This window comes from Metabacillus endolithicus (assembly GCF_023078335.1).
Classification (GTDB): domain Bacteria; phylum Bacillota; class Bacilli; order Bacillales; family Bacillaceae; genus Metabacillus; species Metabacillus endolithicus.
Genome location: NZ_CP095550.1, coordinates 3,674,409 through 3,688,015, shown reverse-complemented (window position 1 = coordinate 3,688,015; position 13,607 = coordinate 3,674,409). Strand labels below are relative to the sequence as shown.

The window sequence follows — 13,607 nt, the reverse complement described above, 5'->3', positions numbered from 1 at the left end:
TCCAATTTTTAGAGCTTATTATTTTGAAGCAACCTCAATATCATAGTATTTAGATAAAACTTCCAATGTTGTTTCTTTTGCAGTTTTAATTGCTTCTTCAGCATCTAATTGATAATATTCTGGTCTAAAGATCTCAACGGAAGCAGGACCATTATATTCTTTTTCTTTTAATATTGTAATAATGCTGTCTAAATCAATTGCTCCTAACCCAGGCCACACACGATCTTCATCTGTTAAGAAGCCAATTGGAAAATCTTCTGTATCGTCTATATGAAAGATAAAGATTTTAGAACCATCTGCATTTTTAAGATCCTCAATATCAGATCCCATTGCATGAAAGTGGAACGCATCTAATACTAAGCCAACATTTTGACGATCAACTGTTTGCACAATATCATAGGCTTGACCAAATGTATTGACTGTACATTGTGGGTGCCCGACAAATTCTAGAGCTATTTTCACACCATACGGTTCTGCTAAATCAGATAATTCTTTTAGCACTTCCACACAGCTTTCTTTAATATCTGTTTTTAAAATTTTGGTTTCTGTTACAAGAGGAACAGCTACTACATATTGAGCACCAATTTTCCCCGCTACCTCCAGCATGTTTTTATATTCTTCGATTGTTTCCTTATATCCAGCATCATCACGATTGTTAAAGAAAACAAGAGCATTTAACGCAAGAGGCTTAATATGGTTTGAACGAAAGTAATTTGCTAAATCATTAATTGATCGATCTTGTAAATATTCTGGTAACTTATCCATCGTGCGAATTTCAATAAAATCATAGCCATGCTTTTCACAATACTCTAAGTCTTTTGCAAGATTAGAGTTTTCTAATGTAGTAGCTTGATTAAAACATAGTTTCATATTTAACCTCTCCCTTATAGGTAAATTTTAAGCATTTACTGCTTCTGTTTGCTTATTGTAGAAAGCTGGTTTTTCTTTTAGTGAAATCTGCTCTTTTTCTCCAGAATTTTGTGCTTTAATTGCAGCATCTGCTGTTACTGCAGCAATGTAACCATCCCAAGAAGTAGGGCCATTTGGTTCACCAGTTAGCTTAATAGAATCCATAAAGTCTTGAAGCTCTTTATCGTAAGCATCTATAAAACGATCTTTCCAATCCATTAATACATTAGTGCCAAACATTGCATTTTTACGGAAAGAAATACTCTGGAATTCTGGTAAGCTGACAACTCCCTCTTCTCCGATTACTTCACATTGAATATCATAGCCGTATTTACAATTAACATTAATTTCAGCTGACATCACAATGCCACCCTCTGTTTCAAGAGTAACAATTTGTGGGTCTTTTAAGTTTTCATGTGCATGCTTGGACTTTTTAGGATAAGTTACTTGAACAGTTTTGTAATCATCGTTTACTAACCAATGTAAAACATCAATCTCGTGTATCAACGTATCATGAATGGCCATATCTGTTGTGTAATTCTCGCCTACTTCTGGATTTCTATGTGCTGCACGAATCATTAATGGCTCACCAATAAATTTGTTTTCAATAGCTTCTTTTAATTGAACATATCCGCTATCATAACGACGCATAAATCCTACTTGAACTAGACGCTTTCCATGTTTGATTTCCGCTTCTACAATTCTCATACAACCTTCTGCTGTTGTTGCAAGTGGCTTCTCTACGAATACATATTTCTTAGCTTCGATTGCTGCTAATACGCTTGCTTCATGAGCAGGTCCCCAGCTTGTAACGAGAACTGCATCAACGGTAGGATCAGCAAGTAGTGTTTTATCATCCGGGTACACAGTTGCATCTAGTCCAAAGGTTTCTAAAGTATCTTCTGCAGAAGCTTGATTCACATCGGTTACTGCGACAATTTTTCCACCTGCTAGTTTATTGCTAATACGCTTAATATGTTCTCTTCCGATTGCACCTGTTCCGATAACTCCGAATCTCATTGTCATATTTGTTTCCTCCAATACTTTTCATTATATTAGTCTAGATAAACGCTTTCATTCTCTCTCTTTTAACAAGGAGGTAGAGGAACTAGCCTCTACACATGAGAAAAATATTTTCATAATTAACTAATACTAAACGTTTCTTTCTTCAATTTCAGAAGCTTTTCATCTATATACTTTCTAGTAAGTAAAGCATATTCTAATGGATGAGCAATTGCCGGATCTTGTTCTGCTTCAATGACGATCCAACCTTTATAATTGTGGTCTAACAAAAATTGATAGACCTCTGTGAAATCAATGCAACCATCTCCAGGAACAGTAAACATCCCATTTAAAAATGATTGTAAAAATGATTTACCTTTTTCTCTACATTGATTTAACACCTCTGGTCGCGAATCTTTAAAGTGAACATGCTTAATACGATCAATATGCTTTTTTAGAAGTGTCATATAGTCTCCATCTGAAACGAAAATATGCCCTGTATCATATAGCAAATGAACATGTGCCGGGTCAGTATGATCCATTAGTCGCTCAATCTCCTGTAATGTTTGCACACCAGTACCCATATGATGATGGAAAACCAGTTTTAGATTATACTGTTCTGCTATTACTCCAAGTTTATTTAACCCATTACATAATAGAGTCCATTCATCATCAGTAAAATACGGTTTTTCAGCGAAAACATTTTTCTTTGTTCCCTGAACACTGTAAGTTTGCTCTGAAACAACAGCCACACTGGCATTCACTTCTTGAAGATATGCACAATGCTTATGAAATTCTTTAGAAACCTCTTCAATACCATCTCGGATAATAAAACTACTAAACCACTTGCCAGCAATTTTTAAGTTTCGTAGATTCAGCTCTTTATTCAATACTTTTGGTTCAGGAAAAAAACCTCCAACCTCAGTTCCTTGAAACCCTGCAACAACGATATCACTTAATAGGTGTGATAATGTATTATCCTTTCCAATTTCGGGTATATCATCGTTTCGCCAACCAATAGGAGCAATTCCCCACAGAATATCTTGTTTTCTCATGTTTTACTCACCCTCTATTAATATTGCTTTGCATTTTGAAGTTTTTGTTTCTTAAATTCGTATGATTTTTGGACACCTTCTTGATTCGAAACTTCTGGGACACCTAAATTCCACCAGCTACCATCATAGCCATCTGTCATTGTTTTTGGTAATACTTTCATTTCAATTAAAGTGGACCTATCTTGCTTTTTAGCATCCTCTAAAGCTGCTTTTAATTCTTCGACAGTATTTGCACGGTAAGCTTTTGCACCATAACCTTCTGCTACCTTTGCGTAATCAATGTTTAAAATTTGGTTATCATCTGTTCTAAATTCACAGAAATAACTTCCATTTCCAAAGTCCATTTGCAGATTATTAATACAACCATAACCTGAATTATCAAACAATAAAACATTTATCTTTTTATTGTATTGAAGAGATGTGATAAACTCTGAATGCAACATAAGGAAGCTGCCGTCTCCAACGATTGTATAAACTTCCTTGTCTGGTTCAGCTAATTTCAAATTTCTAATGTACCAGAAACTTCATACCCCATACAAGAATAACCGTATTCTAAGTGATATGTGTTTGGTACTTCAGCATGCCATAGGCGTTGTAGGTCACCTGGTAGGGAACCTGCAGCACATATAATTACGCTATCTGGATCAATTGTTTCATTAATTGCTAGTAATGCCGTTGTTTGTGGTAGCTCTGTATTTAATGCATCTGCATATTCATTAAGTACTTCTTGGGAGAAATGGTTTTTTATCTCAGGATTGAAGTTTTCTCTATTAAATGTGATTTTACTTAATCGATCTCGCTCCACTAGCCACTCTTCTTTTAACTCTGTAATGCTATTTCCAAATTCACTCTTGTATCCTTCTAGCATTGGAATCAATGCTTCTAGTGTTGATTTAGCATCCGCTACAATTGGAAAAGCATCTAATTTGTATGCTTGCATACGACTCACATTTATGTTTAAAAATTTAGTTGTTTCAAAGTTAAAGATTGTTTTAGAAGATGTAGCAAAATCTGTGAATCTAGTACCTATTCCAATGATAAGATCAGCTTGCTGCGCTGCTTTATTTGCAGCTAACGTTCCTGTAATTCCAAGACCGCCTAGATTGTTTTTAAACGAAGATTCAACAGCTGATTTACCAGCTTGTGTTTCTACTAATGGAATATCATATCTTTCAGAAATTTCGATAAGTACTTCCCTTGCTTCTGAGTATTTCGCTCCGCCACCAACAACAATTACTGGCTTTTTACTTGTTTTAATAAGATCAGTTGCACCATCTAATTCGCGTTGGTTAGGTAATCTACGATCAATATAATGAACTCTTTTTTCAAAGAATTTCACATCATAATCAAACGCCTCACCTTCAATATCTTGTGAAATGCAGACTGTAGCAGGACCAGATTTTGCAGGGTCTGTCATCACTTCGAACGCACGAATCAAGCTAGACATTAACTGCTCAGGACGAGTAATGCGATCCCAATATCTAGATAAAGGTTGAAGGGCATCGTTAGTTGTAATGGCAATGCTATGTTCTTGTTCTACTTGTTGTAAAACCGGGTCTGGCTGACGTGTTGCATATGTGTCTGCTGGCAGTAATAGTATAGGAATATTATTCGCAAGTGCTGTACCAGCAGCCGTCGCTAGGTTAGCCGATCCTGGGCCACTTGAAGTTGTAATCGCATAAATTTTCTTTCTTAGCATTTGCTTGCTATAAGCAATGGCTGCATGTGCCATTCCCTGCTCGTTTTTACCTTGAATTATTTTTAAATTTCCTGGATTTTGTTCAAGTGCCTCCCCAAAACCTAACACATTTCCGTGACCAAAGATGTTAAAAATCCCTTCTACAAAAGGATGTTCCTCACCATCAATTGATACATATTGCTGTTGGATAAATTTAATCAAAGCCTGCGCTGTAGTTAATCGTATTGTTTCCATCTATTATCACCTCTATTAAACAGATATCGTTTCGTTCTTTTCAATTAATGCTTCAATTTCTTCTACTGTTGGCATAGCTTCTGATGAACTATGTTTACTTACAACTATTGAGGCTGATGCACTTCCATATTTTAAAGCTGTTTCAATATCTTTTCCTGAAATCAAAGCATATAAGAATGCTGAAGCATAGGAATCACCTGCTCCAAATGTTTTAAGAACCTTCGTTTTGTATGCTTTGCCTCTAAATATTTCACCAGATTTTGTATAAGCATATGAACCTTCTACACCATGCTTTATAACAATGAGCTCTGGAGAATGTTTAAATAAATAGTTAACAGTATCTTCATTTTTCCCCTCAGAGGTACGATTTTCAAGGGCGTCGTATTCATCACGAGTTCCGATTACTACATCTGACTGCTCAGCAACTAAAGAGTAATAAACAGCTGTTTCTTCAGGATTTTGCCAAGAATATGGTCTGTAATCTAATTCAAAAATAACTTTCACATCATGCTCTTTAGCTAAACTAACTGCTTTAAGCATTGCTTCACGGGATGGACTTTTTGAAAGCGCAGTACCTGATACAAGCAATATTTTTGAGCGCTTAATATACTCTTCATTTACTTCGGATGGATCTAGATAAAGGTCCGCAACATCTTGACGATACATAAGAATACTACATTCTTCTGGACTTTTAATCTCTGTAAACGCTAATCCGGTTTTATGTCCCTCATTGTCTACAACGAAATTTGTTGTATCAATGCCTATTTCTCTCATATATTTTTCAATAAATCGGCCATGCTGATCATCTGCTAGCTTCCCAATAAATCCTGCTTTCAGTCCTAACTTAGAGCTTCCAATTGCAATATTTGCAGGCGATCCTCCTACATATTTTGAAAATGTCATCGTTTCTTCCATTGGACGGTTATATTCAACAGCGTTTAAATCAATACATGCACGACCAATTGCGATAATATCAAACTCTCTATCATGATTAAAATTCAATTTCATCGTTATCACGTCTCCTTTTTATCGTTTTAAAATCCATTCGTGGTCAGGGTCATTATGAAACTTCCAAACTCGTGATGGCCCTGCCATTACATTTAAGTAATAAGATGTGTATCCCTCTGGCACTCCAACTGGATGATATCCGACAGGTACAATAACCATATCGCTATTTTCAACTGTCATTGTTTCATCTAAAGAGCGGTCATCTGTGTAAACTCGCTGGAAAACGAAGCCTTGCTTAGGATTCATTTCGTGATAATATGTTTCTTCTAAAAACGACTCTTCTGGTAAATGATCTTGATCATGCTTATGAGGAGGATAGCTAGACCAGTTTCCGCTTTCTGTATAAACCTCTACAACTAACAAACTATTAGCTGAGGGATCAGAATCAGGTAAAATATTTTGAACCATTCGCTGATTGTTTCCTGTACCTCTATGCTCTACGCTATTATCAGCAGCACTTATAAGTTTCGTTGGTAATTGTTTATTTGAAGGTGAATAACATAAAGCTACACGTGCTTGACCTACCGCTTCAATTTCGAAAGATTGATCATTCGAAACATATACACTGTCAGTTGGCTTTTTTTCAAAAACTGATTCTCTCGTTCCGATGCTGTTGAATGATACATTGTAATCTGATACATTAATCTTCCCAGTTACAGCTACAATACAGCATTCCTGTTTCCCTAACTGTTCTGTATATTTAGCTCCTGAAACAAGATCAATCATTTTAAATCCAACATATTCTAAAGTCGAATTGTTTGATGTAACATCGTGCACAAGTGTAACGCCAGCAGTGATTTCCTTTTGCTCTGGCTTACGTAGTAATTTACTCATGAATATCCTCCTAAACCTAAACTTTGAATTCTAAATTATAATTTGTGATTATTGCAATCGATTTCATTGTTGCGTAAGAAATATGTGTTAATTATATTTCATTAACTTACTTCGTTTTATCTATCCTTCCTAGAAGGAGTGCTTTCAGCTAATACCTTTTACACTTTTTGTTTTTTCCCCTTATTAAGGAATATCCATGGTATTAACTAATAAAAATACTAGTTTTTAACTGTAATCGATTTCATTGTCTTTGTAGGAAAGAATCAATTAATATAATTTGATATTAACATTTACATTAAGCGCTTTCAAGGTATTATATTTAATTTTTTCATTTTATTCAAATATCTTTACTATAACTTTTTAACAGTGTAAGAATGGTAACAAATGCACCACCCTTACATCTTTTTTAAAATTTATAGCTTTCCTGTTAGAAACTGAGGCTTCTCCTACAAAACTCCAGTCAGCTTCACCATTTTCAGTAATGGAAATCATTAGATCTTCTGGTGATACACCGCATTCTGTATTAAGTCTCTCAGCAAGGAGTGAATAAAGCGTTGCTTTTTGAGAGGTTGTTCGTTTTTTACTTACAATACTAATGATGACTAAGTTTTTTGTTCTAGTAAAGCCTAGTCCAGTATCCTCAATGATCAATTCACTTGGAGAATGCTGATGAACAATCTGATACCGATCTCGTTGCGGCACTTGAAATGCATCTACCATTGCCTGATGAGCAGTATCTAATAATTTTTTTAACTGTTGTTCGTCCCTTCCTTCAACTAAATCAAATCGTAATAATGGCATATTTGTACCCTCCTCAATAATTAACTTTTTTGTTCAGATATGACAAGTTGAATACCATGTTTTTTTGTAAATTGCTGATACTCTTCCCCTGGCCTTTTATCTGTAATAATATAATCCACATTTTCAAGATCACAGTAAGTCATCAAAGCATAACGACCAAACTTATTATGATCAATAAGCAAATAAATTTCGGTGCTTTTTTGTACGACTGCTTGTTTTATTTCACTTTCATGTGGAGACGAATGGGTCACTCCATTTTCAATCGTAATTCCAGTTGAAGCCATAAATGCTTTATTAATGTTGTAGGATTTTAACAGATCCATATTTTTTAAGCTAACAAATGATTTTGTTTTGCGATCAAACACACCACCTGTTGATATTACATTTAGGTTTTCATAAGGAAATGACTTAAAAATAAAATCTAAATTATTCGTTATGATGGTTACCTGTTTATCTTTTAAAAATTCAACCATCTCAAGTGTTGTTGTACCAGAATCAATATAAATAATATCCCCATCTAGTACAAAATCTGCTGCTGCTTTCGCAACATACCTTTTCTCTAGCTGATTTTTCGTTTGTCTTTCGTCAAACGATTTTAATGTGGCATGATTAACCGCTACCCCACCATATACCTTTTTAATCTTTCCTCGTTCCACTAATTGCTGAACATCACGTCTTATTGTGTTCTTAGAAACATCAAAAACTTCTACTAGTTCATCCAAAGAAACCGTTTGATGCTGAAAGATATAATCCTCAATTTGTTCAATTCTTTCTGTCTTTATCATAAAATCCCTCTTATATCATGTTGTCTTGATGTAAATATCTAGATAGAAAAGATAAAGCTTATTATCCTTCCTATTCTTAATATAAATCTTTTTCCCTTTATACACAACACTTAACCATAACTTATTCAAAATATTTTAATTAGTTGCTCAAATCGCCCTATTAAAATTACAATTTAATGACTCTGATCATTAAAAGTTGATAACTTTATATTTGAAGAACTCTTATTATAACTAGGTTTTATATCTATCTATGAAAATTTTTCTAAAAATTCCGTTGACTGAAAGCGCTTTTAATATTATGATCATTTTAACAACAATTTACCAAAAGTTAATCAAAAACTAACCAATACCTTTTAAAGGAGAGAATTAATATGGATCAATCCCAAAAGTCTTTTCTATTCAAAATCATATTTGTCTCAACATTTGGTGGCCTTTTGTTTGGCTACGATACCGGTGTTATCAACGGAGCCTTGCCATATATGTCTGAAACACTAGGTCTTAATTCATTTACTGAAGGACTAGTTGCAAGCTCACTGTTATTTGGTGCAGCTCTAGGGGCAGTGTTTGGTGGTAGATTAGCCGATTACAGTGGCCGTCGTAACAATATCCTCCTATTAGCAGTTATCTTCTTTTTTGCTACAATTGGATGTACACTAGCACCAAACGTAACCACAATGGTTATCTTCCGCTTTCTATTGGGATTAGCAGTTGGTGGAGCTTCAGTAACGGTTCCTAGTTATCTAGCAGAAATGTCTCCAGCTGAGAGTAGAGGTAGAATGGTTACCCAAAACGAGCTTATGATCGTTTCAGGTCAGCTATTAGCGTTTGTATTCAACGCAATTCTAGGTAATACAATGGGTCACCATGAGAATGTATGGCGTTATATGTTAGTTATTGCAGCACTCCCTGCTATCTTTTTATTCTTTGGAATGCTTAAGCTACCAGAAAGCCCACGTTGGCTTGTATCTAAAAAGAAAAACAGCGATGCCCTAAATGTTTTAAATAAAATTAGATCAGAAAAGCAAGCAAAAGATGAACTAAATGATATTAAATCTATTTTCCAAAAAGAAGCTAATCAGAAACAAGCTACTATGAAAGACATGACTGTTCCTTGGGTCCGTCGTATCGTATTTATCGGTATTGGAATTGCTGTTGTGCAACAAATTACAGGTGTTAACTCTATTATGTATTATGGTACTCAAATCCTTAAGGATGCCGGCTTTGACACAGGAGCAGCACTTATCGGTAATATCGCAAATGGAGTTATTTCCGTCCTAGCTACTTTTGTTGGAATTTGGCTACTAGGAAAAGTAGGTCGCCGTCCAATGCTATTAACAGGATTATTAGGAACAACAACAGCATTACTACTTATTGGAATTTTTTCACTTACACTTGAAGGCACGACTGCTCTTCCTTATGTTGTTTTATCATTAACAGTAATGTTCTTGGCTTTCCAACAAGGTGCTATTTCACCGGTAACGTGGCTAATGTTATCAGAAATCTTCCCAACACGATTAAGAGGACTTGGAATGGGAGTTACAGTTTTCTGTCTATGGATTATAAATTTCTTAATTGGATTAGCTTTCCCTGTACTTTTAGCATCAGTTGGGCTATCCACAACATTCTTCGTATTCGTAGTATTAGGAATATTCGCCATGACGTTTGTTATGAAATTCTTACCAGAAACAAAAGGATTATCACTTGAGCAATTAGAAGAATACTTCCGTAACTATGGAAAGGAAAACAATAACACTACAAATGAAGAATTGAGTAATATAGCTAAATAGCTCAAAAAATAAAGCGCTTTATATAAAGCGCTTTTTTTATTTAATTCTAAAAAATTCTGTTTGCTATAAGATAAAAACCACCCTGTGACCGGCCCAAAAGAATGCTTTGTGGGTGCCGTTCATACTAAGAGGGTGGTTTTAAAATGACATTAACTTATTATTTGACTACTCGTTGATTCTCTTTTCTTCTTTTCCTTTATTTTTACTCTTTTTTCAATTTCCCGATGGGCTTCCTTATAAAAGGAAGCACCCATCAAAATCATAACGACGGAAAACGGAAGAGCAGCAATAATCAGCATATTCTGCAGCCCCTGTGTGCCGCCAAAGTAAACAATAATCGCTGCCATCGCAGACATTGCAAGACCCCAAGTAACCTTAACCGGATTTGCCGGATTTATGGATCCCCCTGTACTTAACATACCTAAAACGAATGTTGCTGAGTCGGCTGATGTAATAAAAAAGATAGCTATAACGATGATCGTTAAGAATGCCATAAAATCTCCAAGTGGGTAATGCTGGAGAACCCCAAATGTTGTCGTTTCAAGAGAATATTGAGAAATAGCATCAATTCCGTTTTGCTCGATATTCAAAGCAGATATACCGAATACAGCAAAAAAGATAAAGCAAACGAGTGCCGGGACAATAAGAACACCTAATAAAAATTCCTTAACAGTTCTTCCCTTAGAAACACGCGCGATAAAGATTCCTACGAATGGTGCCCAAGAAACCCACCATGCCCAATAAAAAATTGTCCAACCATCAATCCATGTTCGACCATCTTCATTCAGTGGAGACAGGCGGAAACTCATATCAAAGAAATTTGTAATATAACCACCAAGTGTTGTTGTAAACATATTCAAGATATATAATGTTGGTCCTACTATAAACAGGATCAACAGAAGGGCAAATCCAAGACCCATATTGATATTACTCAAATATTTTATCCCTTTTCCAATTCCAGACCATGCTGAGAAGATAAACAGTACGGTTGAAATGGCAAGAATTAATAACTGCATCCCATAATTGTTTGGCGTATCAAATAGATAAGCTAACCCACCGTTAATTTGCGCTGAACCGAAACCAAGAGTGGAAGCGACACCTACGACTGTAGCAAATATTGCAAGAGTATCGATTAATTTTCCCAGCATACCACGCATTCTTTTTTCGCCGAATATAGGTACAAGTGTTGCACTTATTAATCCAGGATATCCTTTACGAAACTTAAAATAAGCTAAAACTAAAGCAACAACGCCATATACTGCCCAGGCGTGAACTCCCCAATGAAAAAAGGAATATTGCAGCGATTGTTTGATCGCCTCATCAGAACCTGGTTCAAATCTTGGCGGACTTATAAATGCATGAGAAATTGGTTCGGCGGTTGTCCAAAAAACCAATCCCATTCCCATTCCTGCACTAAATAACATAGCGAACCAGCTAAGTGTACTAAATTCCGGTTTCTCGTCATCTTTACCTAATTTGATTTTACCAAACCTGGAAAACATTAAATAAACACAGAATGCTAGCAGCAACATGATAAGTAATAAATAGTACCAACCAAATGCTCCTGATATATACGACGTTAGATTTGACGTCAAAGTCTGTAAATGCTCTGGAGCCACCGCTCCCCAAACAACCAGGACCGCACAAATCGCAAGTGCGTACCAAAAAACTGAACTAACTTTGTTCACAAATTTTCACCTCATATGCTATTTTCAAATATTAATTATGTCCTAGCTTTAAAAATATCGCAAATTTTCATAGATAAAAACATTTATCAATATACATCTAAATTTATTATTATTCCGTGCTTTTTGTTTAATTTTATATTTTTATAGCTCATTCCCATCAAACCATTCATATTTCCTGCATAATAATTCAATTGTAATATAATTTATTATTGTGACTGAAAAGTTTATTCTAAAGAGACACATTTAGAAAAACTTCATATCAAGCAAGGCAAAATTAAACTATGATAACTACTACCCTTTCTTAATGTTATTCAAACTATATATACGGAAAATAGGCTGGGACTAGCGGTTTACTATGGAATTATTTAACCATATACACCAATATTCGAACAGATCTTGATTATCTCCATTTACCATAGGTTCAAAGATACTAAAAAAACGTCTTTCCCCCTTCATAAAGGAGTTTTAAGACGTTTTTAATAAAATCGTGATATTCTGATTTGTAATTTTATTAATATAATAAAGTTGTTATTTAATTATCGTAATATTGTTTTGGTATAGTCAGTAAAATCGACTAGATGTTCTTCTACAATTTTTTGTAAGATAACTAAGTTTATCTCTTGGTAATCATGAACAGCAATATTTCTAAATCCAACCATTGCTTTCATTCTTTGTTCAAGGGAAGGAGTAATGATATTTGCCTTTTCCAGTAATGTAAAAGCTTCTCGACTGCTTTGTGGTAAACCAAGTTTCTTTTCAGCAACTATATGCATTGCCAAATCAATACTTGCTTCACATGCACGTTGCAGGTTGAGTATAATAGAGTCTTGTTTTGTAAAGTTTTTTAGATTTTCTGGGTTACTTTCATATTCTTGACAAACTCGCTTTACACATCGTTCAACTATACTTACCTTATTCAAAACAACGTCATTCTTCATGGAAAACAGACCCACTTTCCTCTACTTTATCAATAATACTTTGTCGTTCTTCATTTAATTTTGCATACATTTTTAAGGTCATCATTTCAAAATTCATTCTAACTTCATCATTTAAACAGTAAATAACCTTACCTGTACTAACAACTTGACTTAGAAATACAGTTGAAGCTTTCCTTAAACTAATTAAATCTACATCAATATTTATATTACTAGCTAGCTCTTGAGCTAACATAAAGGTTTCGTATTCATCCAGCTTTTGGTCAGAAAGATATGCTATATCAATATCACTATTCTTATTTGCTGTTCCTTTTACTGTCGAACCAAATATGTATATTAAAGTTGGAGAAATTTTTTTTACTAGAAAATTTATTATTTCTGCCTGAATTTTACTATCCAATTTAATTACCTCCAATATTTGGCTTGACTTTATTATAACAAACATCACGATCCTTATGTATCTCCAACACAACAGAGATATAACACCATTAAATAAATATTCTCATAAGCGCTCAGAAGACCCGTCAGCATAGCTGTACGGGTCTTCTGAGTTAGGGATTTAGGATATTAATCTACTTCCCTACACCCGCTTTTGCCTTTACAAGAGCTGGAACAGCCTGAGTTGGGTGAACCTTGGTGTACAAGGATGGTTTCCAGCCTACATTTTCATTTAATTGTACTTCATTTCCTTGATTATGGGCTTTAAACAAGATCTACCCTGTTTGCCTTGCTAGATCCATTAATGAATGTACCTTCTTCATAAATCGATGTGCTTTTTTCCAATAGTGAATCATACTAGAAGGATCTACATCATATTCAAAGTTGAAGAAATTGTTTTCTGCATAAATTTTCGATTCAACTCCTACGCCT

At 34.8% G+C, this 13,607-nt stretch carries 11 protein-coding genes and 2 pseudogenes; 1 reads left to right on the top strand and 12 read right to left on the bottom strand.

Features of this window, described 5'->3' with window-relative positions:
- Positions 1–18: 18 nt before the first annotated feature.
- The 8 genes and pseudogenes from iolI to MVE64_RS18895 all read right to left on the bottom strand — a co-directional run bounded on the left by iolI (position 19) and on the right by MVE64_RS18895 (position 8,327).
- On the bottom strand, positions 19–870 hold the full coding sequence (iolI, locus tag MVE64_RS18930) for a 2-keto-myo-inositol isomerase (RefSeq protein ID WP_247340268.1): 852 nt from the start codon (positions 868–870) through the stop codon (positions 19–21).
- A gap of 27 nt (positions 871–897) precedes the next feature.
- Positions 898–1,935 (bottom strand): bifunctional inositol 2-dehydrogenase/D-chiro-inositol 1-dehydrogenase, encoded by a 1,038-nt coding sequence (gene iolG, locus MVE64_RS18925; protein WP_247340266.1) that lies wholly within the window; start codon positions 1,933–1,935, stop codon positions 898–900.
- 116 nt (positions 1,936–2,051) lie between these two features.
- The gene (gene iolE / locus MVE64_RS18920; RefSeq protein WP_247340265.1) at positions 2,052–2,966 is read right to left on the bottom strand and encodes a myo-inosose-2 dehydratase; all 915 of its coding nucleotides are present in this window, start codon (positions 2,964–2,966) and stop codon (positions 2,052–2,054) included.
- A gap of 17 nt (positions 2,967–2,983) precedes the next feature.
- Positions 2,984–4,899 (bottom strand): annotated as a pseudogene (iolD, locus tag MVE64_RS18915) (3D-(3,5/4)-trihydroxycyclohexane-1,2-dione acylhydrolase (decyclizing)).
- Between the two features lie 15 nt (positions 4,900–4,914).
- On the bottom strand, positions 4,915–5,907 hold the full coding sequence (iolC, locus tag MVE64_RS18910; RefSeq protein WP_247340264.1) for a 5-dehydro-2-deoxygluconokinase: 993 nt from the start codon (positions 5,905–5,907) through the stop codon (positions 4,915–4,917).
- 18 nt (positions 5,908–5,925) lie between these two features.
- Positions 5,926–6,741, bottom strand: coding sequence for a 5-deoxy-glucuronate isomerase (gene iolB, locus MVE64_RS18905; protein WP_247340263.1), 816 nt, complete (start codon positions 6,739–6,741; stop codon positions 5,926–5,928).
- 413 nt (positions 6,742–7,154) lie between these two features.
- Positions 7,155–7,542: pseudogene (locus MVE64_RS18900) on the bottom strand (tautomerase family protein).
- Between the two features lie 20 nt (positions 7,543–7,562).
- Positions 7,563–8,327 (bottom strand): DeoR/GlpR family DNA-binding transcription regulator, encoded by a 765-nt coding sequence (locus tag MVE64_RS18895; RefSeq protein WP_247340260.1) that lies wholly within the window; start codon positions 8,325–8,327, stop codon positions 7,563–7,565.
- A 371-nt stretch (positions 8,328–8,698) separates the two neighbouring features.
- Here MVE64_RS18895 and MVE64_RS18890 point away from each other — a divergent pair, with 371 nt between their 5' ends.
- Positions 8,699–10,114, top strand: a complete 1,416-nt coding sequence (locus MVE64_RS18890) for a sugar porter family MFS transporter (protein WP_379052712.1) — start codon at positions 8,699–8,701, stop codon at positions 10,112–10,114.
- Between the two features lie 149 nt (positions 10,115–10,263).
- On the opposite strand, the gene MVE64_RS18885 is transcribed toward MVE64_RS18890, so the two are convergent.
- From MVE64_RS18885 to MVE64_RS18870, 4 genes are all read right to left on the bottom strand, one after another.
- Positions 10,264–11,802 carry a glycine betaine uptake BCCT transporter gene (locus tag MVE64_RS18885; RefSeq protein WP_247340259.1) on the bottom strand — a complete coding sequence of 513 codons (1,539 nt, stop codon included), beginning with the start codon at positions 11,800–11,802 and terminating at the stop codon, positions 10,264–10,266.
- Between the two features lie 536 nt (positions 11,803–12,338).
- Positions 12,339–12,740 carry a type VII toxin-antitoxin system HepT family RNase toxin gene (gene hepT / locus MVE64_RS18880; RefSeq protein WP_247340258.1) on the bottom strand — a complete coding sequence of 134 codons (402 nt, stop codon included), beginning with the start codon at positions 12,738–12,740 and terminating at the stop codon, positions 12,339–12,341.
- On the bottom strand, positions 12,730–13,137 hold the full coding sequence (gene mntA / locus MVE64_RS18875) for a type VII toxin-antitoxin system MntA family adenylyltransferase antitoxin (protein ID WP_247340257.1): 408 nt from the start codon (positions 13,135–13,137) through the stop codon (positions 12,730–12,732). The genes hepT and mntA overlap by 11 nt, the downstream gene beginning before the upstream one ends.
- Before the next feature lie 172 nt (positions 13,138–13,309).
- Positions 13,310–13,447, bottom strand: a complete 138-nt coding sequence (locus tag MVE64_RS18870) for a hypothetical protein (RefSeq protein ID WP_247340254.1) — start codon at positions 13,445–13,447, stop codon at positions 13,310–13,312.
- Positions 13,448–13,607: the final 160 nt, after the last annotated feature.

Coding starts and splice junctions, on each gene's coding strand:
- iolG (WP_247340266.1), bottom strand. CDS start 1,935: ATGACAATGAGATTCGGAGTTATCGGAACAGGTGCAATCGGAAGAGAA.
- iolB (WP_247340263.1), bottom strand. CDS start 6,741: ATGAGTAAATTACTACGTAAGCCAGAGCAAAAGGAAATCACTGCTGGC.
- MVE64_RS18895 (WP_247340260.1), bottom strand. CDS start 8,327: ATGATAAAGACAGAAAGAATTGAACAAATTGAGGATTATATCTTTCAG.
- iolI (WP_247340268.1), bottom strand. CDS start 870: ATGAAACTATGTTTTAATCAAGCTACTACATTAGAAAACTCTAATCTT.
- hepT (WP_247340258.1), bottom strand. CDS start 12,740: ATGAAGAATGACGTTGTTTTGAATAAGGTAAGTATAGTTGAACGATGT.
- iolC (WP_247340264.1), bottom strand. CDS start 5,907: ATGAAATTGAATTTTAATCATGATAGAGAGTTTGATATTATCGCAATT.
- MVE64_RS18890 (WP_379052712.1), top strand. CDS start 8,699: ATGGATCAATCCCAAAAGTCTTTTCTATTCAAAATCATATTTGTCTCA.
- iolE (WP_247340265.1), bottom strand. CDS start 2,966: ATGAGAAAACAAGATATTCTGTGGGGAATTGCTCCTATTGGTTGGCGA.